The organism is Bradyrhizobium sp. OAE829 (assembly GCF_040546575.1).
Taxonomy (GTDB): Bacteria; Pseudomonadota; Alphaproteobacteria; order Rhizobiales; family Xanthobacteraceae; genus Bradyrhizobium.
This window is the reverse complement of the sequence record NZ_JBEPOE010000001.1, coordinates 2,708,718-2,729,706: the sequence shown is the minus strand read 5'-3', so window position 1 is coordinate 2,729,706 and position 20,989 is coordinate 2,708,718. Positions and strand designations below refer to the sequence as shown.

Here is a 20,989-nt window from a genome sequence, read left to right as displayed (position 1 = left end):
AGGCAAAAAAAAGTAAAGGTCATCGCCCCGACCTTGCTGCAGGCGATGTTCGTTCTGTTTCGATCGGCAGCGAACGCCGAAAGGCAAAAAAAAGCCCCGACCTTTGCAAGGCGGGGCCCCAAGTCTGGGAGGAAACGACTATTGGCCGAGCCAAACCTTCGGTGCCTGGAGGGCTACTTGCGCCGCCCGCACTTCAACTTCGGCCTGAGTGATCGAACTCACGGGATGGTCGATGACGATCGGAATCAGACCCTGCATGCCGATGGCGGTACGGGTCAGCTCGGTCTCTCGCTCGAATTCGGTGGTGATGATCGCTGCTGAGGGGATGCCGAGCTTTTCGAGAGCGACGGAATCGCGGATGCAGCACGAACAGCAGGAACCGCAGTCGCCGATCGCCGTCAGTACGATATCGTTGTTTGCGGCGATCTCGGCGATGAGTTCCGGAGCCGCATCCTTCGAGAAACTGTGCTTCACGTAGTAGTTGACCTTGGCAAACCTGAAGTTCATTTCCAAGGCCGCCGTCGACGTGCGCAGGATCTTGTTCGCATTCCACTTGGAATTGTCGAGAATGGCAAGCCGCAGTCCGTCCAGTTTCTTCACGCGCGCCGCGATCGGAATGTTGGCCGATTCCACGACGCCGCGCGGATCGAATACCAAGAGCGTGTTCTTGTCGGTAACCTTCATCAGCATGTTCATTTCCTCCCTGGTTAAAGCGCGCATACGCCGTCGGTGCAGCCGTAGTCGTCCGGAGCCGACGTCGGGTCGATGGCCTTGAGGACCGGAGTGTTCATATGGCCCCATCCGGGTATGAAGGCCGAGAACCGGCCGGCATGTCCTCCCATGATGAAAAGATGGATGTTGTCGGCGGACGGCACGATCGGAATTCTGGTGTCGGGATCCCGCTTCAACCACTTCGGCAGGTTGCGATTATAGACTTTGCCGTAACGGTGATCGCGAGAGATGGCCTTGAAGGCATTTCCGGAGTTCATCCAGAGATAATGCCGGATGTCGGAACGGGTCCAGCCGGCCTTCGCGATGTCCTTGGCGTGTTCGAGGCCGAGAATGACGGTACAATGCCCGCCCAACACCGCCGAGTTGGATGCGATCGTGCTCATCGCGGAGCACATCGTGTCGAGGATACCCTCCGGATCATTGCACTGATGGTCGGTGACGCTATGCGGCGCCTCCGCGGCGATTGCGAAAACGGTGGAGTCCTCGGGACGATAGCCGTGCTCGACGTGATAGGGGGCGAACGGACTATCGGCCTCGTTTTCGGCGACGCAATAGGTGTACTTGCCCGGATGGCCCAGGGTGCTCTTGTCGAAATCCGGGGGCCAGCCTCCGCCAACGTTGAGCATGATCAGACGAACGGCGCGGCCGATGGTGGCGTTGGCGCGATTGCCGGATCCGAATGCATTCGGGCCGCCGTTCATCCCGACTTCCGCGGCGAGAGGGCCGTTCACGATGATGAGCGGAGAGGCAACGTGGGTGGTCGCCTGGACGCCGTTCAGATTGAACTCGCGATCGGTCAGAGCCAGCACCGCCGCGCGGACGATCGGAGCATATTCGGGACGGCATCCCGCCATCACCATGTTGACCGCGAGGATCTCCCGGGTGAGGGCGCCCCAACGCGGTGCTACCTTGCACTCGACGAACTGCGGATCGCCACCCAAAGCCGCAACGATCGCGTCGACTTTCTCCTGGGTCGGGGGGACGACCGGGAGTCCGTCGGACCATCCGCGGTCGTAATAGAGTTCGATGAGGTCCGTGCCCGTCGGTACGGTCTCGATGGCCACCGAAGCGCCAACCTGTTCCAATGTCTGCGTCGCCATTTGCTCGCTCTCCGGCTGTTTCAACCCGGAGTCATCCTAGGAGCAATTGCTTATATGCCAAGAAAAACCTGATAGCCGAGATTAATACGGTTGGGATATATATTCGACCCTCGGCTATTGTCCGGCTTTGTCCCACGACCCTTTGATCAACGACATCAGGCCGGTGGCGGCAGGGGAGGGTTCTCTTTCCTTCAGCGTGATGATTCCGAGATCACGCGCAAGCGGCCGTCCGCGGATTGGTACGGCACTCAATTCTTTTCCCAGGAAACTCGCGACGCCGCTCTTGGGGGCGATCGCCAAACCGATGCCGGCGCGCACGAAGCCGAGCATCGTGGCGAACTGCGAGACGGTAACGACGTGGTTCAAGGTCAGCCCCACCGACGAGGCGGCTCCGTCGATGACGCGCCTCGTCCTTGAATCGCTGGGCAGCGAGACGAGAGGCGCGCCTTTGAGATCCGAAAGCGACAGGCTCTTCTTCTTGGCCAATTCGTGATTTCTAGGGAGCACGACCGTGAACTGCTCGCTGCCGACGCGGACCGAGAGGAACGGGACGGGCAAGTCGTCCAGATAGGTGATACCGAAATCCGCCGCTCCGCTGCGCACGTCTTCAATTACCGTTCCGTGGACACCGTCCCGAACGTGAAGTTCGATGCCCGGATGACCAAGGCGGTAGGCCGAGACCAGCCCCGGAAGCTTTCCGTTCGCGACCGACATGATGCTCGAGATTATGATCTGCCCCCGGCGCTGATCGGAAAGTTCCCGCATGCTGCGAAGCGTGATCTTCAGATCGTTCTGAATCCGCGCGGCGACCGCTACAAATTCCTTGCCCGCCGCAGTAATCTGCACCGAGCGCGTGCTGCGGTCGAACAGCTTGATACCGAGAACGTCTTCGACGTGCTTGATCGTACGCGTCACTGCAGGCTGCGAGGTCTTGAGCAGCGAGGCGGCCGCGATGAAGCTCCCGTATTCTGCCAGCGCGAGCACGGTCTGTAGTTGGCGCGAGGTTAGGTCCGGCATTGCCAAGGGAGTCATGATTTATATCCTTTTTGGAATTATCGATGGTATCAGAATTTTCTTGATATAACCAGCCTTTCATCAGACCGTCGCCCCGCAGCAGTGTGGAGCGACCATGGGTCAGACAGAACGGGCAGGGCGAGCGACGACGTCTCGCGCCCAATTCAAGTGGGACGACGCGTTTCTCCTGGAACTTCAGCTCACTGAAGACGAGCGGATGATCCGTGATACCGCTCGGCAATATGCGCAGGAAAGACTGCTTCCCCGTGTGACCGACGCCTACCTCGAAGAAAAAACCGACCGCGATATCTTCCGCGAGATGGGCGAACTCGGGCTGATCGGCGTGACATTTCCTGAAGAGTACGGCTGCGCTCACGCAGGCTACGTCTCTTATGGGCTGGTAGCCCGCGAGATCGAACGTGTCGATTCCGGCTACCGCTCCATGAACAGCGTCCAGTCGTCGCTGGTGATGTATCCGATCTACGCGTACGGCGACGAGACGCAGCGCAAGCGATATCTACCGAAGTTGGCAAGCGGCGAATGGATCGGCTGCTTCGGACTGACCGAGCCTGATGCCGGGTCCGATCCCGGCGGGATGAAAACCCGGGCCGAGAAGGTGGCCGACGGTTATCGTCTGACCGGCACCAAGATGTGGATTTCAAACGCGCCCATCGCCGACGTGTTCGTGATCTGGGCGAAATCGGTTGCGCACGATAACCAGATCAGAGGGTTCATACTCGAAAAGGGAATGAAGGGTCTGTCCGCTCCCAAGATCAAGGGCAAGCTGTCGCTGCGGGCGTCCATTACGGGTGAAGTCGTGATGGACGGCGTCGTGGTTCCCGAGAGCGCGCTGCTACCGAACGTCTCCGGGCTGAAGGGTCCGTTCGGTTGTCTGAATCGGGCGCGCTACGGCATTTCCTGGGGCGCGATGGGCGCAGCGGAAGATTGTTTCCATCGCTCGCGCCAGTATGTGCTCGACCGAAAGCAGTTCGGCCGGCCGCTGGCAGCGACTCAACTGGTTCAGAAGAAACTCGCGGACATGCAGACCGAGATCGCGCTGGGTCTGCAGGCCTCCCTGCAGGCCGGCCGGCTGATGGATTCCGGGCAGATGGCGCCCGAGATGATCTCCCTCGTGAAGCGTAACAACTGCGGAAAGGCGCTGGATATCGCGCGCGTAGCCCGTGACATGCACGGCGGCAACGGAATCTCAAGCGAGTTTCAGGTGATGCGCCACGCGCAGAACCTGGAAACCGTGAATACCTACGAGGGCACGCATGACGTTCATGCGCTGATCCTCGGGCGAGCAATCACCGGCATACAAGCCTTTTCGTGAGGAAGCCATGAACGCATGTCTGACCGGCCTCCGCGTTCTGGATCTCAGCCGCATCCTTGCAGGACCGTGGGCGACCCAGCTTTTGGCCGATCTCGGCGCCGACGTGATCAAGATCGAGCGGCCGGGAGACGGGGATGACACGCGCGCCTGGGGACCGCCCTTCGTCGTCGGCGACAATGACGGCGACCTGTTCAGTGCCTACTACCTGGCCGCCAACCGGGGAAAGAAATCTGTCGGAGTAGACTTCAGTTCTTCTGAGGGCCGCGGGATCGTCGCGTCGCTCGCGAAGTCTTGCGACGTCGTCGTTGAAAACTTCAAGGTCGGCGGCTTGAAGCGGCTCGGGCTCGACTATGACGCGCTGTCCGCCATCAATCCGGCGCTCATCTATTGTTCAATCTCGGGCTTCGGTCAGACCGGTCCCTATAAGGACAAGCCCGGCTACGATCTGCTCGTACAGGCCATGGGCGGCCTGATGAGCATCACCGGCTCCCCTGACGGCGAGCCGATGAAGGTCGGTGTCGCCGTTGCCGATATTCTTACCGGCTTGTACGCGACTGTCGCGATTCTGGCGGCACTCAACGAGCGACGTGGCAGCGGCGTGGGCCAGCATATCGATCTGGCTCTGTTGGACGTACAGATAGCCACCCTGGCGAACCAGGGAATGAACTTTTTGGCGTCGGGAAAGGCGCCTCTCCGTCACGGCAACGCCCATCCGAACATCGTACCGTACCAGGCATTCGCCACCAGCGACGGACACATCGTGGTGGCCGTCGGCAACGACGCCCAGTTCGCGCGCTTCTCCGCGATCCTAGGGCTCCCGGAGTTAGCGAATGATCCGCGATTTCAGAAGAACTCCAACCGCGTCCACAACCGCAGCGAATTGATCGAGCTATTGAGCGCAAGAATCCGTACTTTCCGGAAAGTCGATCTGCTGAGCAAGCTGGATGCCGAGCTCATTCCGGGCGGGCCGATCAACGAGATGCACGAAGTCTTCGCGGATCCACATGTCGAGGCGCGCGGCCTCGTGGTCGAGCAGAATCTGTCACCGGACGGTTCACCCACGAAGATCCTCGGCAATCCCATCAAGTTCTCCCGGACACCGATCGAATATGGGCGTGCGCCCCCGCGATTGGGAGCACACAGCGCGGAGGTTCTCCGCGGCGAATTGAAAATGCTCCAGTCCGAGCTGGACCGTCTGGTCGAACAGGGGATCGTTTCGAAAAAACATCGCCTAAATCCGCCGACAGAAGCGGGGCGCATCGAGGGAACAAGGAGGACGCATGAGCAGGACTAGAATTTCGCGCAGAACGGCGCTGGGAGTGATCGTAGGTGCAGTCGCAGCACCGGCTGTCGCGAGAGCGCAGCAGGCCACGGAGGTTCGGGCCATCATCCAGTACGGCGTATCGTACTTGCCGCTGATGATGATCGAGGAAGAAAAGCTGCTCGGAGCGGCACTTGCTGAGCAGGGCGATCCCAGGATCGAACTGAAACTTCAGCGGGTGAGCGGTTCGACGGCGGTGAACGAGGGACTGCTCGCCGGCCTGGCAGATATGGGCGTGATGGGAGCGCCGTCCCTGCTGATCATAAACGAGAAGACCCGCGGCGGCGTCAAGGGGCTCGCCGGCGCGTCGTCGTTTCCGATGGTGCTGAATACGGTTCTCGATCGCATCAAGACCCTCGCTGATTTCACGCCGCAGGATCGCATCGCGGCTCCGGCGATCACTGCGCCACAAAACCTCTGTCTGCGCATGGCGGCGGAAAAATATCTGGGCGATGCCAAGAAACTCGACACGAATGTCGTCGCACTGCCGCATCCGGACGCGATGGCCGCGATGCTGTCCGGGACGGAAGTGGTGGCTCACTTCACCAATGCGCCTTTCGCGCAATTTGAAGCGGACGACAAACGGGTGCATCGCGTTCTGAGTTCGGAGGAGATACTCGGCAAGTCGGCGACTTTCGTTCTACTTGCGGCCAACACCAAGTTCGTCGAGCAGAATCCGAAGGTGTCCGCGGCCATGGTGAGGGCAATGGATACCGCAATCGCGCGCATTGCAGCGGATCCCACGAAGGCCGCCGCGCTCTACCTGAAGCTGGAGCCATCAAAGTCCATGACGCCCGCATACGTGGAGAAGATACTGCGCGATCCCGAGAATATCTTCAGCGTGGCGCCGGGAGGCGTCATGGCCTACGCGGAGTTCATGCAGCGCACCGGTCAACTCAAGACCAAACCTACGAAGTGGCAGGACGTATTCTTTCCGTTCATCCAAGAACGCATAGGGAGTTGAGCATGAATATGATGAATCAGCCCCAGGTCAAGGACGCCCGCAACCTGCCGGATATCAAGCCGGTGCTGAGCCTGAAGGATGTGACGCTGCGGTATCAGACCGATAGCAGTATCGTGACCGCGGCTTATGACGTCAGCTTCGATGTCTATCGAGGCGACAGGTTCATCCTGCTGGGCGCGTCCGGTTGCGGGAAGTCATCGCTGTTGAAAGCCGTCGGGGGCTTTCTGAAGCCTGCGTCCGGGGAGATCAGGCTCGACGGCAGGATCATCGACGCTCCGGGTCCGGATCGCATGATGGTGTTCCAGGAGTTCGACCAGCTACTTCCGTGGAAGACGATTCATCAGAACGTGGCATATCCCATGCAGAAGGTCGGGCGATGGTCGTCGTCGGAAATCATGGACCGGACCAGACTATTCACCGCGAAGGTGGGATTGGAGAAATTCGCCGACGCCTACCCGCATACGCTTTCGGGCGGAATGAAACAGCGTGTCGCCATCGCACGCGCCATGGCGGTAGAGCCCAAGATCCTGCTGATGGACGAGCCGTTCGCGGCACTCGACGCCCTGACCAGGCGGAAGATGCAGGACGACCTTCTGGAACTCTGGAGCGACACGCGTTCGACCATCCTCTTCGTCACGCATTCGATAGAGGAGGCGGTGATCGTCGGCTCGCGCATCCTGGTGCTGACGCCGCATCCGGGTCAGGTGCGGGCGGAGATCAACGCCCATCAATTTGCCTATGCCGACCAGGGGGGCGGCGAATTCGGAACTCTCTGCAGTCGCATTCACCAAATGCTTTTCACGCCCTGTCCCCGGCATCCGAAAGGATAAAGTATGACGACTATCGATCGTGCCGCAGACATGGCGCTTGTGCTTCCTCCCATTCGCGACGAGTTCGAGCTCCTGAGCGTGGTCGAGCCGGCCGCCAATGCCGAAATTCCGCTTCCGCTGCACGTCCAGATCTTTCAGAGCACCGTCGTCAGGCGCCTCATCGTCGTCGGCATCCTCGGTGCTTTCTGGGAGGCCTACGCGACGTATCTGGATAATGCGCTCATGATGCCGCGCCTTTCCGAGGTGATCGTCGCGCTCGTCTCGTCGCTGGTATCCGGCAGCCTGGCGATGCGGGTCATGATGACCCTGAAGGTGCTAATGATCGGCTATTCAGCCGGCCTCCTGGCGGCAGCCACGCTGACGATCTTGGCTTCCACCACCCGCTTTGGCAGCGACGTGCTGTCCACATTGACATCGATGTTCAATCCACTGCCTGCCGTGGCGCTTCTACCGCTCGCCTTGCTGTGGTTCGGCCTTGGTATGGGAAGCCTGGTGTTTGTCATCATCAATTCCGTGCTGTGGGCGGTCGCGCTCAGCACGCATACGGGCTTCCAATCCGTGAGCGAGACCTTGCGGATGGCGGGTCGTTGCTTCGGACTCGGAGGCCTGTCTCTCGTCGCGGAGATCCTGATACCGGCGGCGCTGCCGTCTATTCTCGCCGGCCTGAAGATCGGCTGGGCGTTCGCCTGGCGCACGCTGATCGCGGCAGAGCTGGTGTTCGGCGTTAGTTCCGGACAGGGAGGTCTTGGTTGGTTCATCTACGAGAACCGCAACAATCTCGAGACGGCGAACGTGTTCGCGGGATTGCTATGCGTGATCCTGATCGGCCTCTTCGTCGAAAGCGTGATCTTCCGGACTATCGAGCGCCGAACCGTGCGGCGGTGGGGAATGCAGAAGTTCTAAATTAACGAGGTTAGACATGTCGCGTGAATTGAAGACCGACGTTATCATTCTGGGCGCGGGGCCGGCCGGCTACACCGCTGCGATTTACGCAGCGCGTGCGAGCCGCCATCCGATCCTTCTCACGGGCATGCAGCCCGGCGGACAACTCGTAACGACCACGGATGTCGAGAATTATCCAGGCTTCGTCAATGTCATCCAGGGCCCCTGGCTGGTCGAGCAAATGCAGGCCCAGGCCGAGCACATGGGTACGCGCATCATCTACGATCACATCGTTTCGATCGAGACGGCGTCGCGGCCGTTCCGGCTCTTCGGAGACAGCGGAGACGTCTATATCTGCGACGCGTTGATCTATGCCACTGGGGCGCAGGCCAAATGGCTCGGAATTCCCTCGGAGGAGACATTCCGGGGCTTCGGCGTCTCGGCGTGTGCCACCTGTGACGGCTTCTTCTTTCGTGAGAAGCGGGTGGCCATCGTGGGCGGCGGCAACACCGCCGTGGAAGAGGCGCTGTATCTCGCGAATATCGCGAGCGGCGTTACGTTGATCCACCGTCGCGATACGCTCCGCGCCGAGCGTGTGCTTCAGGACCGCCTGTTTGCTCATCCAAAAATCTCGATTCGCTGGAACAGCGAGGTTGACTCAATCATCGGTGAGGAAAGGCCCGCAAAGGTCGACGGAATCATGGTCAGGAACTGCCTCAATGGCAGCCTTGACAGGGTCGACATCGACGGCGTCTTCGTGGCGATCGGACACGCGCCGGCGAGCGGTCTCCTTGAGGGGAAGGTCGATCTCCATGCCGATGGATACATCAAGGTAAAGCCGGGAACGACCACCACCAGCGTGCCGGGGCTGTTTGCTGCTGGTGACGTAGCCGATGGCGCCTACCGTCAGGCGGTAACGGCCGCGGCGCTCGGATGTATGGCGGCGCTCGAAGCAGACCGTTTCCTTACGCTACATGCGGCTTCGAAGAAAGCGGACGCGGGTGCGGTCGCAGCATTTGCTTGACCGAAAAGGTATACGGCATGCCGGTTGAGACCAGTTCTGTTTTGGTAAAGTCTGCGATTGGTCTATTACGAGATCCAGATCGGCTGCAACAGGAGGTGATCGGTCCGAACGTGGGGAGCGAGGTCTGATCACCGACCCGGAGGCCATGCAGCCGCATCTGGTGACCTGGCGCGACAATTGGGGAGGCCGTGTGCCGGCGGTCGTCCTGCCGGCGACGACCGAGGAAATGGCTGCGGTCGTTGCCATTTGCGCCGCAACAAAAACCCCGATTGTGCCGCAAGGAGGGAATACAGGCCTTACAGGTGCCGGGCAGCCTCACGATGAAACGTGCTTTCGATCCTGATGGCATCATGAATCCGGGCAAATTGCTGACGATACCGGACAGACGCTCCTGGCCTGCAAATCGGACCGGGCGCACCAACACGCCCCTGGCGATGAACGATTGGAAAGGCGCGTTTCGCCTGCATCACCCAGCGGACGTCACACCGTTGTGCTGGTTTGCGAACGCCGTACGCGCGGGGCAGAGGGGGACGTCAGTTCGTCGTCGATAAACTCCATTCGGTCCTTGCCCCAAAACATCTCGTCGCCGACGAAGAAGGTAGGCGCGCCGAACACACCGCGTTCCAGGGCGCGATCGGTCTCGGAAACGAGTTCGTCGCGGATTTCATCGCTTTCGACCAGCCTTTCGAATTGGTCCTGATCGACCCCTAAGCCGGACGCGATGGGCTTAAGGCCGGCGATCTCACCAACAGAAGCGTCGTTTCTCTCCCAGTATGCGGCGAAGATGTGCTCCATAAACTCCCACTCCCTGCCGAAGCGGCGCATGGCGAGCGCGCCGCGCAGTGCCGGACTCGTCTTCATCGGGAATTTCGTCGGCATGCTGAAGGGCAAATCATAGCGTTTGGCCCACCTCATGAGGTCGACCTTCCGCGCGCGAAGCTTCACCTTCGGCTCCTCCATCAAGACATACGATTGTTTGCGGAACACGTAGCCGAGGTTGTAGGGGTGCGGCACGACGTTCGCGCCATGCTTTTCCGCCACAGGCTTGATCAGATGAAGCGCGAAATAGCTATTGGTGCTTCCAAGATCCCAGTAAAATTCGATCGTCTTGATCATGATGCGTCCTCCTAGCTTTCCGTTGGTTTTGCCGCGTCGCTGTCACGATGGCTAGGCGCTGCCGAAAACTGGTTGCTTCCGAACAAATTGTCCCAGGCCTTCCCCATCGGCGGATTCTTGTTCTTTTGAAGCCGCTCATCCAACACGGCCAGTCCGCGCTGGACCGCTGGGCGTTCTCGGACGGCGTTGTACCAGCGCTGTATCGCCGGGTAATCCTCGAGCTTCTGTCCCTGCCAAGAGTGCGCGCGAAGCCATGGATAGGCAGCCATGTCCGCAATGGAGTACTCGCCGGCTAGATATGCATGATCTGACAGCCTGGTCTCCATGACGCGGTAAAGGCGGGCGGCCTCGGACGTATATCTGTCGATCGCGTAGGGAATCTTGTCTGGCGAATATTTACGGAAATGATGAGCCTGGCCCAACATCGGTGCCATGCTGGCCGCCTGAAACATCAACCACTGTACAACATCGAATCTTGCAGCCATGTCCTGTGGTAAAAACCGGTATCCGGCCTTTTCCGCCAGATACAACATAATTGCTGCGGACTCGAACAGCTTATAGGGCTTGCCGTTCGGCCCGGTGGGATCGATGAGCGCGGGGATTTTGTTATTCGGGCTGACCTGCAGGAATTCTGGAGCAAACTGCTGGCCCTTGCCGATGTGGACGGGTTCGACCGCATAGGGCAATCCAAGTTCCTCCAGAAGGATCGAAATCTTGTAGCCGTTCGGGGTCGGCCAAAAGTACAGCCTAAGCAAGACGCGCCTCCCTGGTAGCCTCTCTCGGACTTGCGAACGCTATGCGAGCCTCAAAGCGTCGTCCAAGACGATCCAAGACATAGTTCATTCGCAAAACGACTGGCGGGCCAGGTGCATAGGTCGCAATCCGTCTTGATAAAGTTGTGTTTCATATTGGACCGCCGCCAGGCGGGCGCTTATCCCATGAGGAACGGTTTCTTGGAAAACGCGTGTGGAGGCGTCATGGCGCTGGATGGAATGCTTCAGATGCTTTCGGGTATCAAAGTCATCGACATGACGCAGTTCGTCGCCGGGCCCACCGCATCGCGAATTCTTGCCGAGGTTGGGGCCGATGTGATCAAGGTCGAGCTTGCCCCGTTCGGTGACCGGTCCCGCGTGCAGGGCGTAAAGCCGAAGCAGCCGGAGGAGGGGGCTGCACCGCACAGCACCTACTTCTTCCAGCACAACCATTCGAAGCGTGGAATCGCGTTGGATTTCAAGAATCCGAAAGCGCGCGACATCCTCAAGCGCCTGATCGAACAGGCGGACGTCCTCGTCGAGAATTTCAGCCCTGGCGTCATGGCGCGGGCGGGCTTGGCTTACGAGGATCTGAAGAAGATCAATCCAAGGCTGGTAATGTGTTCGATTTCATTCGCCGGTCAATCGGGACCACTCAGCGGGAAGCCTGGCTACGACTATATTGGACAGGCATATGCTGGCGTCACCGGAATGATCGGCGAGCCTGACGGTTCTCCCGCGATGGTGACGATGGCGATCGGGGACGTCTCGACGGGCGTATCCGCCGCGATGGCGATCGCGGTTGCCCTCTTTCACCGGGAGCGAACCGGGGAAGGGCAACATGTGGAAAGTACTCTCTTGGATACCTACTTCCATATGCATGAGGCGAGTATTCCGCGCGTCTCCATGCTGGGAGACAAGTACACCCAACAGAGGACGGGCTCCCAGCATCCCGATGGAGGGCCAACAGGCATCTTCAAGTGCGGCGACGGACAATACATCACGCTCATGTCGCTGGCCCATCAATGGCCGCAGCTTATCAAAGCGCTTGATATGCCGGAGCTGCTCGACGACGCGCGTTTCGCCACGGCGAGTATGCGCCGCAAGAACAACGGTCTATTGAAAGATATTCTCGAAGGATGGCTGGCCTCGGTCGGTTCAAGGGCGGCTTGCCTCGCCAAACTGGAAGAACAAAGGATTCCTTCCGCTCCCGTGCTTAATCTGAACGAAGTCATTGCGCTCGAACATTTGAACGAACGCGGTACGGTGCGCACCGCCGTCGATCCGCTTCTCGGGTCGTTCAAGATTCCAGGGATGCCGACCCGCTTCTCGGCCTGGAAGGGAACGGGGCAATTATCCGCCGCGCGGCTCGGGGAGCATAATACCGAGGTGCTGAAGGAGCTGGGACTGTCGCCGGGTGAAATCTCCGAACTTCACGAACAAAAGGTGTTCGTGAAGGATGCATCTTTGCGGAATGCCGTTTGATCTATTTTGAGCTGCGGCTTTGCCGCCTTTTGGGGTTGTCTTTCGACCCAGCGGGAGGGACGTCGTCCTTCGACTTCAGGCGCGCTGCCGCCTGGAATAGTTGGCGCACCAAGGAGGAGCGGTCGTCCCAGCGCTTGGCGATCCAAACGGCTGTTTGCGCTTTGGGCTCGCGCAACGATTTGAAGATCAGACCTTCGAACGAAAGACGCTCGAGTGAAGCCGGCAGGATCGATATTCCGATGCCGGCGGCGACCAGGCCCATCATTGTGGGAGTCGCATTGGCTTCCTGGGCCACGTTCGGAGTGAAGCCGGCGTCCCGGCAGAGGTCCACGATTTTCTGGTGAAGCCCGCTGCCGATCGAACGCGCGTACAGGACCAATGGTTCATTGACGAGCTCCAGGAGCGAAATGTCACCGGCTTTCAAAGCCAACGGATGGTCGGACCGCATGACCACCATCAGCCGCTCCCGGGAAATCTCGACTGACTGAATGGATGCGGGCTTCGGCTGCAGCGGACGGACAAACCCCACATCGAGGCGCCCATTGAGAATTGCGTCCACCTGCTGGTAGGTCGGCATTTCCTGCAGCACGAGATGGATCATCGGGTGCTGCTTTCGGAAGTCGAAGACCAATTGTTGAAACTCGTCGACGAACGGTGCGGAGCCGAAGAATCCGATCTTCATCTCGCCGATCTGTCCCTGATGCATTCGTTGAGCGAGGGCCGCGGCGCTGTCGACCCTTCCCAGGATATCGCTCGCCTCCTTGAGGAAAAGTTTTCCCGCTTCCGTCAATTCAACCCGGCGGTTCGACCTTTCGAATAGCCGCGCGCCGATCTCGCGCTCCAGGGCGAGGATCTGTTGGCTCAATGGTGGTTGGGAGATGCCTAGGCGTTCGGCAGCCTTCCCAAAATGAAGGTCCTCCGCGACGGCAACGAAGTACCTGATATGCCTCAGCTCGATGTTCATCGCACGAGACTACCAGAAATTCGTGATCCGCAGGAAGCAGGTATCCCAAGCATTCGTCATACGTATCGAATGGGACCTAATGGGTATTGGACGATTTGTTCGGGTCCGATGAAGGTGTCGCGGAATGCGCAAGTTTGGAGTCGAACGTGGCTACAACAAGTGACCGCCCCGCGAGCGGGCTGGACGGCTCCGTCGATCTGAGACCGGCCATTCTGCAAGGCATCCGCGTTCTTGACCTCAGCCGTTTCCTTTCCGGTCCGCAAGCAACGTTGTTTCTGGCGGGTATGGGCGCCGAGGTCATCAAAATCGACGAGCCGCGCGGTGGCGATCCGACCTTCGGTGCGCCCCCTTATTTCGGTGCAGACGGCGTTACGTTCGACCGGCGGTCTGACGGAGATCTCGGCATCGCCTATCTCAAACGCGCCCGCGGCAAGAAGTCGATCACGCTCGATCTCAAGGCGGCCGAGGGAAGGGACATCCTGTTACGGCTCGTCCGCGAGGCCGACGTGCTTGTCGAGAACTTCAAAGTCGGAGTCACCGACCGTCTAAAGATTAATTACGAGACGCTCCGGGAGGTTAACCCGCGGTTGGTGTACTGCTCGATCACGGGCTACGGGGCAACCGGACCGGACCGTCATCGGAAGGCGTTCGATCTTATGGTGCAGGCGGCGACCGGTATGATGAGTATCACGGGCGACCCGCCCGGGTCGCCCAGCAAGACCGGTGCATCACTGTCGGACGGTATCGCGGGGACGTTCGCGTTGGCGGGCATCCTCGGTGCGCTTTATCAGCGGCATGCCACCGGTCTCGGTCAGTTTGTCGATGTTTCGATGGCCGATTGCCTGGTGTCACTGATCTTCGATGAGCCGTTCGAGTGCTATAGCGAGCTTGGGTTGGCTCATCGTCAAGGCAACCGGATCGCGAGGTTCTCGCCTTTCAACACCTACCCAACCGCCGACGGTTCGGTTGCGATAGGCGCTGGAACGTCGAGCGACTGGAGCAAGCTACTTAAGGTCATGGGGCGCGAGGATCTCTTGGCTTCGTTCGACTTCATGAACGCGGGTTGGCGCATCGAGAACAACGACAGGGTCGATGCAATCGTCGCGCAATGGACACGTAGCCGTCGGACAGAACGAATCATTGCCGAACTGGACAGTGAGGACATCACGTGCGGGCCGATCCGTTCGATCGAAGAGGTGGTTGCCTGGGAGCATCTGCGCGACCGTGGCATGTTCCAGCCGGTCCGCAATCCGAACTTTCCAGCCGCCGATGGGCCGCTGGCGGCGGGCTTCCCGCTGAAGTTCAGTGGAGCGGACGTTGGACACGAAACCCGTGTCCCTATGCCGAGCGAACACAATCTCGAGATCTACGAGAACCTGCTCAATCTCTCTCGCGCTGAAATCGAAAGGCTGACGGAGCTGGGAGTTGTCTAGCTTCGATGCGCGGCCATTCTATGATCGCAACTAAAAGTAATTAGAAGAGAGGAAGCTACATGAGGAAAATACTTTGTGTATTGTCAGCTTTGTGCTGGCTTTCGGTGCCTGCCCTCTCGCAATCATATCCAGACCGACCGATTACCATGATCGTGCCGTACGCGGCCGGTGGGCCAACCGACACGGTGGCACGCATCGTTTCGGAGAAGATGGGTCGCGAATTGGGCCAGCGCGTGATCGTCGAGAATGTAGCCGGAGCGGGCGGTACGCTCGGTTCGGCGCGAGCGGCCAGATCCGAACCTAACGGTTACACTTTGCTGCTCAATCACATAGGGATGTCGACAGCGCCCACTCTCTATCCCGGTTCGACCGATCCGCTCACGGCCTTCGAGTTCATCGGGCTGGTGGCTGATGTCCCGATGACGATTGTTGCACGACGCTCGTTTCCGTCGAACACCCTGCAGGAGCTGGTCGAATACGCCGTCAAACAGGGAGATAAGGTCTCCTACGCCCATGCAGGCGCCGGCACGGCCTCGCATATCTGCGGCATGCTATTTGCGGCTGAAACTGGCGCGCAACCTTTGACTATCCCATACAAGGGGACGGGCCCGGCCATGATCGATTTGCTTGGAGGGCAGGTGGATTTCATGTGCGACCAGACGACGAATACGACGAACCAGATTCAGGCGGGAGAGATTCGGGCGTATGCCGTCACCGCAGCCCACCGAATACCGGCATTGCCAAACGTTCCCTCCGTGAATGAGGCGGGCCTCGGGAAGATGGAGCTCTCGATCTGGCACGGGATCTACACGCCCAAGGGGACGCCGCAAGAGGTCAGGCGAAGGCTGACATCTGCGTTGCAAGCTGCGCTCGCGGACACGGCCGTATTGGAGCGGTTTCGTCAGCTCAGTGCGCTCGCTGTTTCCCGTGAGGAGGCCACTCCGGAGGGGTTGAAGTCAAAACTGACAGCGGAGACCGCCCGCTGGAAGAAAGTGCTGGCCGTCGAGACTCAAAAATAACTATCTCCGCCGGACCGGGCCGATGATTGCCGGCAACCACACCGACAGCTTAAGCAGGCCTTCTGCGTCTGCATAAGGCATTATACTTTATTGGCTTCGAGCTTCCTCACTTTCCGGCGTTGCCGGACTTTGGATCGTTCTGCGAGGTCCGAGCGGCGGCTCTTGGCGCAAGGAAGACATCGCGTATTCTGAGCAAACGTCAAGAAATACCGTCGCGCGCCACGTCCCCGGGGCGTTCGCTGGTTGTAATTCTAGCTTTCTGACGCGGGCTTGTAGAGCGCACTGGAGAAATTCCCCTGATCGTCTTTTGCTAACAAGCCGAACCTGCCATGCAGGCCGCGCACCAATGTGATCAGCATGCTTCGGATCAAACACACTGGAGATTCCTTTCGCGCACCGGAAGATCACCAAATGTGCGCGAGCCGAACCGCAAAAGACAGTTTTAATTAGGTGCACAGGGTGCGCAGTTATTAGGCAATTGCCTCTAGACAGGGCTCGGGTAGCAAAAACGGTCAAGCACGCGTTTCCGAAAAATCGTTGCGTTTGAATGAGTTTTCATTTGGCACGCCTTCTGCATTAATGTGTTTGAGTTGGTTGCTAGGGTTCCGGCTTTGCACAGTGCAGGGTGCTGGTCCGAGAGCGGCCGCTTGTGGGGGAGACATCCCCACAGGTGCACGGCGGGACAAAAGCCCGGGAGACCTCGTTGGCCAAGGGATTGGCGGAGCGATGGTCTATCGCCATTCCCTTTTTGTAATTTTTTACAAGAGGGATCTGCAATGAACAAACTCACATCCTTTCTCCGCTCCGTCGTTGTTGCCGCGGCGCTGACGGCAGCGCTCACCTCGATTGCCTGTGCAGCACCGAAGAAGGACTTCAAGATCGCGTGGTCGATCTATGTCGGATGGATGCCTTGGGGCTATGCGGCGGATACCGGCATCGTGAAGAAGTGGGCGGACAAATACGGCATCACGATCGAAGTGAAGCAGTTCAACGATTACGTTGAGTCGATCAACCAGTACACCGCCGGCGCCTTCGACGCAGTAACCATCACCAATATGGATGCCCTGTCGATTCCCGCGGCCGGCGGTGTCGATACTACCGCCGTCATCATGGGTGACTTCTCCAACGGCAACGACGCGATCATCCTGAAGGGGAAGTCCGACCTTGCGGCAATCAAGGGCCAGAAGATCAATCTGGTGGAGTTCTCGGTCTCGCACTATCTGCTGGCACGCGCGCTTGAGACCAAGAAGCTCGCCGAGAAGGACATCAAGGTTGTCAACACCTCGGATGCGGATCTTGCGGCAGCTTACAAGACGCCGGAAGTGACCGCGGTGGTGACATGGAATCCCATCGTATCCGAAATTCTCGGCGCAAAGGATGCGAAGAAGGTGTTCGATTCATCGCAGATTCCCGGCGAGATCATGGACTTGATGGTCGCCAATACCGCGGTGGTGAAGGAAAATCCGGACTTTGCCAAGGCGCTCGTCGGCATCTGGTACGAGACGATCACCAAGATGAATGCGGCAGGTGCTGATGGCAAAGCGGCGAAGGAAGCCATGGCCAAGGCGTCCGGCACCGATCTCGCCGGCTTCGACAGTCAGCTCGCATCGACAAAACTGTTCGACAAGGCCGCGGACGCGGAAGCCTTCACCAAGAGCAAGACTGTTGGGGCAACGATGGACCGCGTGCGCAAGTTCCTTTTCGAAAAGGAGCTGCTCGGAAAGGGCGCGAAGTCCGTTGACGCTGTTGGCATCGAGCTTGGCGACAAGTCGGTGCTTGGCGACAAGGCCAATGTGAAGCTGCGCTTCGATGCTACCTACATGGACGCCGCAGCGAAGGGCAAGCTCTGACCGGAGCATTGGATGCAGCTTCGACAGGAGCACGGCCATGCGACTCGTAAACATCCGGCCGGGCCGGCAGGTGCGGTTCTATCTCGCCGCACTTCCGTTCGTGCTGCTGGCGGTCGCATACTTTCTCGGTTCTAATGCGAGGCTGACGGAAAATCCGAATGACAAGTTGTTGCCTGCGCTGTCGAGTATGGCGCAGGCGGTGAAGCAGATGGCATTTCAGGCCGATACGCGTACCGGCGCGTATCTCATGTTATCCGACACGGTCGCGAGTCTCGGCCGACTGGCCTCGGCGCTGGCAATCTCGACTGTCGCCGCGCTGGTTCTGGGAATTGTGGTCGGACTGTTGCCGGGCGCGAATGCGTTGCTCGGTCCGTTTGTTTCGGTGACGTCGATGGTGCCGCCATTGGCGCTGCTTCCCATCCTGTTCATCGTCATGGGCCTCGGTGAAAACTCCAAGATCGCGCTGATCGTGATCGGAACTGTGCCCTGTATCATCCGCGATCTCGCGATGAAGGTGCAGGAGCTGCCGCGCGAGCAACTAATCAAGGCGCAGACGCTTGGCGCATCGACATGGCAGATGGCGCTGCGCGTGGTGACACCGCAAATCCTGCCGAGACTAATCGACTCGCTGCGGCTCCAGCTTGGACCTGCGTGGCTGTTTTTGATAGCCGCCGAAGCCATCGCCTCCGATTCTGGACTTGGCTACCGCATCTTTCTGGTCCGGCGCTATCTCGCCATGGACATCATTATTCCTTACGTGATCTGGATCACCCTTCTTGCCTTCCTGATGGATGCCGGACTGCGCCTGCTCCAGCGCAAGGCGTTTCCCTGGTTCGCGTCGGTGAGGGCGGAATGAGCGGGATCCGCTTCGACAATGTCTGGAAGGAGTACGGTGATCACATCGTGCTCGAACAAATCACGCTCGACGTCGAGCCACGCGCATTTCTCGCGCTTGTCGGTCCCTCAGGATGTGGCAAGACTACGTTTCTGCGCATGCTGCTTGGCGAGGAAAGCCCGACGCGCGGGAAAATTCTCGTGGATGGTGTGCCGCTCTCTCCTGAGCCCAATGCCGACCGCGGCGTGGTGTTCCAACGTTACTCCGTCTTTCCGCATCTGACCGTGCTGCAAAATGTCTTGCTGGGACGTGAGTTGCAGCATGCCAGGATCGTCAGCCGCCTGTTCGGCGCCGCGCGCCGTGCCGCGGTCGATGAGGCGATGGCCTTGCTCGCGGAAGTGGGATTAGCCGGGCAGGAAAACAAGTATCCAGCGTCGCTTTCGGGCGGCATGCTGCAGCGGCTGGCGCTGGCGCAGGCGATCATGCGCGGTCCCAAAATTCTTCTGCTCGACGAGCCGTTCGGTGCGCTCGACCCTGGCATTCGTGCCGACATCCATGTGCTGATGAAGCGGCTATGGAACGAGACCGAACTCACGGTGGTCATGGTTACGCATGATCTCAGCGAAGCCTTCCGGCTGGCGACGCGGGTGATCGCATTCGAGCGTAACCGCAACCGGCCCGAGGAACGCGAGCGCTACGGCGCCACTATTTCGCGCGATCTCGAAATCTTTCCTCGCCGCACTGCCGAGGTGCGGCAGCTTGCAACATTCCGCTCTGGCCGGGACGACCCGGCCAAAAAAGGAGCATGAGCCGGGACGGCCCGGCGTGTCTGTCTGAGAAGGGCAAACCATGATCCTGACCAACGAGCAGCAGGCCGAGGTCGCGGCCAACAGAAAGCGCTACGAGGAATTGAAAGCGGCGGGGCAGGGCCACGCGCCGCGTGCCCTGCCGCCGCCGACACCGCGCGACGGTGCGGCCATCGTCGCATCGGCGATCATTCATCGGGAGATCATTCCCGGCGGCTGGTACTGGACTACGCGGCTCAACTGCGGTGAGGCGCTGCGGCTTATCACCACCGGAGGTGCATCCAGCATCTGTCTGCTGGCATGGAGCGCGGCCGATACAAGCGAACGGTTGAATCATGCGGATACCATCAAGGTTCAATGGGCGGCCAGCCTGCGCAAGGGCCGCGTCATCCTGTCCGATATGGGCCGCGTGCTGTTCAGTATTGTGGAAGACACCACCGGCGGCGCGCATGACGCGCTAGCGGGCGGCTCGACAACGGCAACCAACGAAACCCGCTACCACACGCGTACCCTTCGCAATACGCGCGATAATTTCATTCTCGCGGCCGGGAAACTGGGCCTTGACCGCCGCGACGTTCATCCGTGCATCAGCTTCTTTGCGCCGGTGAATGTCGACGCCGAAGGACGCTTCCAGTGGGACCCAAGCCGCCGGCAGACAGGCGATTTCATCGACCTGCGCGCCGAGATGGATGTGCTGGTGGCGTTGTCCAATTGTCCGCATCCGCTGGACCCGTCGCCGACCTATGCGCCGGGCGATGCGGAGATTGTACGCTATCGCGCAGGACGCGTGAGGGCCGACGACCTTTGCCGCACGGCAAGCGCGGAAGCCGCGCGCGCCTTCGAGAACAACGCCTTCTTCCTTAATTCCGGCGCGGAGGCGTGACCATGGCGATTCATTCAGTACCCGTCACTGGGCGCGTTGTTGTCGACGTGGAAATTCCCGCCAACGCTCCGTGGTCAATCGTTATTCGCAAGGGACAAACACTGCGCATCATCGACAGCCACGGCCAGCAGGCGGTAGATACGCTGTTCTATAGCGCCGACGACTATCAGGAGCGTTACAGCGCCCAAGACACCTTGCGCGCGCAAGCTTCCGCCTATGTCAGCACCGGCACCCGCATCATGTCCAACGAGGGGCACGTCATGCTGCGCGTCACCGCGGACACTTGCGGCTTGCACGATACGTCTGCGGGCGCTTGTTCGTGTGAGAGCAATACCGTTCGTTTCGGTCATGGCACGAAATATCTCCATGCCTGCCGCGAGAATTTCCTGATCGAGGCGGCGAAACACGGCATGTCGAAGCGCGACATCGTGCCGAACCTGAACTTCTTTATGAACGTGCCGATCGATCCGTCCGGCAATTTCACTGTGGTCGACGGCGTCTCAAAGCCCGGTGACTATGTCGAAATGGTCGCGGAGATGGACGTGCTGTGCCTGATCTCCAATTGCCCGCAGATCAACAATCCATGCAACGGCTTCTTTCCGACGCCGATCCAGGTGATGATCTTCGAAGCGCAAGAGGACTGATC

Annotated in this window: 21 protein-coding genes and 1 riboswitch; of the genes, 15 read left to right on the top strand and 6 right to left on the bottom strand. The window is 59.5% G+C overall.

Annotated elements, in window-relative coordinates:
• Positions 1 to 138: 138 nt before the first annotated feature.
• From ABIE49_RS13265 to ABIE49_RS13255, 3 genes are all read right to left on the bottom strand, one after another.
• Positions 139 to 690 carry a UGSC family (seleno)protein gene (locus ABIE49_RS13265; protein WP_192737523.1) on the bottom strand — a complete coding sequence of 184 codons (552 nt, stop codon included), beginning with the start codon at positions 688 to 690 and terminating at the stop codon, positions 139 to 141.
• Positions 691 to 707: 17 nt separating this feature from the next.
• On the bottom strand, positions 708 to 1,832 hold the full coding sequence (locus ABIE49_RS13260; protein ID WP_192737522.1) for a hypothetical protein: 1,125 nt from the start codon (positions 1,830 to 1,832) through the stop codon (positions 708 to 710).
• Between the two features lie 114 nt (positions 1,833 to 1,946).
• Entirely contained in the window at positions 1,947 to 2,864 is a 918-nt protein-coding gene (locus ABIE49_RS13255; RefSeq protein ID WP_192737521.1) for a LysR family transcriptional regulator, read from the bottom strand.
• A gap of 97 nt (positions 2,865 to 2,961) precedes the next feature.
• Here ABIE49_RS13255 and ABIE49_RS13250 point away from each other — a divergent pair, with 97 nt between their 5' ends.
• The 7 genes from ABIE49_RS13250 (at position 2,962) to ABIE49_RS13220 (ending at position 9,543) form a co-directional block, all read left to right on the top strand.
• Complete coding sequence (locus ABIE49_RS13250) at positions 2,962 to 4,179, top strand: acyl-CoA dehydrogenase (protein ID WP_192737520.1); 1,218 nt, start codon at positions 2,962 to 2,964, stop codon at positions 4,177 to 4,179.
• Between the two features lie 7 nt (positions 4,180 to 4,186).
• Positions 4,187 to 5,473, top strand: a complete 1,287-nt coding sequence (locus ABIE49_RS13245; protein ID WP_354066813.1) for a CaiB/BaiF CoA transferase family protein — start codon at positions 4,187 to 4,189, stop codon at positions 5,471 to 5,473.
• Positions 5,474 to 5,597: 124 nt separating this feature from the next.
• On the top strand, positions 5,598 to 6,464 hold the full coding sequence (locus ABIE49_RS13240) for an ABC transporter substrate-binding protein (RefSeq protein ID WP_354067477.1): 867 nt from the start codon (positions 5,598 to 5,600) through the stop codon (positions 6,462 to 6,464).
• 11 nt (positions 6,465 to 6,475) lie between these two features.
• Positions 6,476 to 7,294 carry an ABC transporter ATP-binding protein gene (locus ABIE49_RS13235; RefSeq protein ID WP_502915994.1) on the top strand — a complete coding sequence of 273 codons (819 nt, stop codon included), beginning with the start codon at positions 6,476 to 6,478 and terminating at the stop codon, positions 7,292 to 7,294.
• A 3-nt stretch (positions 7,295 to 7,297) separates the two neighbouring features.
• Complete coding sequence (locus ABIE49_RS13230; protein ID WP_354066812.1) at positions 7,298 to 8,197, top strand: ABC transporter permease; 900 nt, start codon at positions 7,298 to 7,300, stop codon at positions 8,195 to 8,197.
• Positions 8,198 to 8,213: 16 nt separating this feature from the next.
• Positions 8,214 to 9,200, top strand: coding sequence for a thioredoxin-disulfide reductase (gene trxB, locus ABIE49_RS13225; protein ID WP_192737517.1), 987 nt, complete (start codon positions 8,214 to 8,216; stop codon positions 9,198 to 9,200).
• Positions 9,201 to 9,345: 145 nt separating this feature from the next.
• On the top strand, positions 9,346 to 9,543 hold the full coding sequence (locus tag ABIE49_RS13220; protein ID WP_192737516.1) for an FAD-binding protein: 198 nt from the start codon (positions 9,346 to 9,348) through the stop codon (positions 9,541 to 9,543).
• Positions 9,544 to 9,680: 137 nt separating this feature from the next.
• On the opposite strand, the gene ABIE49_RS13215 is transcribed toward ABIE49_RS13220, so the two are convergent.
• Both ABIE49_RS13215 and ABIE49_RS13210 read right to left on the bottom strand, forming a co-directional pair.
• Positions 9,681 to 10,316 (bottom strand): 2-hydroxychromene-2-carboxylate isomerase, encoded by a 636-nt coding sequence (locus ABIE49_RS13215; RefSeq protein WP_192737515.1) that lies wholly within the window; start codon positions 10,314 to 10,316, stop codon positions 9,681 to 9,683.
• Positions 10,317 to 10,327: 11 nt separating this feature from the next.
• Positions 10,328 to 11,071, bottom strand: a complete 744-nt coding sequence (locus ABIE49_RS13210; RefSeq protein WP_192737514.1) for a glutathione S-transferase family protein — start codon at positions 11,069 to 11,071, stop codon at positions 10,328 to 10,330.
• Positions 11,072 to 11,293: 222 nt separating this feature from the next.
• On the opposite strand from ABIE49_RS13210, the gene ABIE49_RS13205 reads away from it, so the two are divergent.
• Positions 11,294 to 12,553, top strand: coding sequence for a CaiB/BaiF CoA transferase family protein (locus tag ABIE49_RS13205; RefSeq protein ID WP_192737513.1), 1,260 nt, complete (start codon positions 11,294 to 11,296; stop codon positions 12,551 to 12,553).
• Between the two features lies 1 nt (position 12,554).
• On the opposite strand, the gene ABIE49_RS13200 is transcribed toward ABIE49_RS13205, so the two are convergent.
• Entirely contained in the window at positions 12,555 to 13,517 is a 963-nt protein-coding gene (locus ABIE49_RS13200; RefSeq protein WP_210337378.1) for a LysR substrate-binding domain-containing protein, read from the bottom strand.
• Positions 13,518 to 13,663: 146 nt separating this feature from the next.
• On the opposite strand from ABIE49_RS13200, the gene ABIE49_RS13195 reads away from it, so the two are divergent.
• The 7 genes from ABIE49_RS13195 to ABIE49_RS13165 all read left to right on the top strand — a co-directional run bounded on the left by ABIE49_RS13195 (position 13,664) and on the right by ABIE49_RS13165 (position 20,987).
• Complete coding sequence (locus ABIE49_RS13195) at positions 13,664 to 14,950, top strand: CaiB/BaiF CoA transferase family protein (protein WP_192737512.1); 1,287 nt, start codon at positions 13,664 to 13,666, stop codon at positions 14,948 to 14,950.
• 59 nt (positions 14,951 to 15,009) lie between these two features.
• Positions 15,010 to 15,969 carry a tripartite tricarboxylate transporter substrate-binding protein gene (locus ABIE49_RS13190; RefSeq protein ID WP_192737511.1) on the top strand — a complete coding sequence of 320 codons (960 nt, stop codon included), beginning with the start codon at positions 15,010 to 15,012 and terminating at the stop codon, positions 15,967 to 15,969.
• 586 nt (positions 15,970 to 16,555) lie between these two features.
• Positions 16,556 to 16,668, top strand: a riboswitch (guanidine-I (ykkC/yxkD leader).
• 77 nt (positions 16,669 to 16,745) lie between these two features.
• Positions 16,746 to 17,819, top strand: a complete 1,074-nt coding sequence (locus ABIE49_RS13185; RefSeq protein WP_192737510.1) for a putative urea ABC transporter substrate-binding protein — start codon at positions 16,746 to 16,748, stop codon at positions 17,817 to 17,819.
• 37 nt (positions 17,820 to 17,856) lie between these two features.
• The gene (locus ABIE49_RS13180) at positions 17,857 to 18,675 is read left to right on the top strand and encodes an ABC transporter permease (RefSeq protein ID WP_192737509.1); all 819 of its coding nucleotides are present in this window, start codon (positions 17,857 to 17,859) and stop codon (positions 18,673 to 18,675) included.
• Positions 18,672 to 19,463, top strand: a complete 792-nt coding sequence (locus ABIE49_RS13175; protein ID WP_192737508.1) for an ABC transporter ATP-binding protein — start codon at positions 18,672 to 18,674, stop codon at positions 19,461 to 19,463. The genes ABIE49_RS13180 and ABIE49_RS13175 overlap by 4 nt, the downstream gene beginning before the upstream one ends.
• A 40-nt stretch (positions 19,464 to 19,503) precedes the next feature.
• A complete protein-coding gene (locus ABIE49_RS13170) occupies positions 19,504 to 20,343 on the top strand; it encodes an urea amidolyase associated protein UAAP1 (protein ID WP_192737507.1) in 840 nt (279 codons plus the stop codon).
• Between the two features lie 2 nt (positions 20,344 to 20,345).
• Positions 20,346 to 20,987 carry an urea amidolyase associated protein UAAP2 gene (locus ABIE49_RS13165; RefSeq protein ID WP_192737506.1) on the top strand — a complete coding sequence of 214 codons (642 nt, stop codon included), beginning with the start codon at positions 20,346 to 20,348 and terminating at the stop codon, positions 20,985 to 20,987.
• Positions 20,988 to 20,989 lie beyond the last annotated feature (2 nt).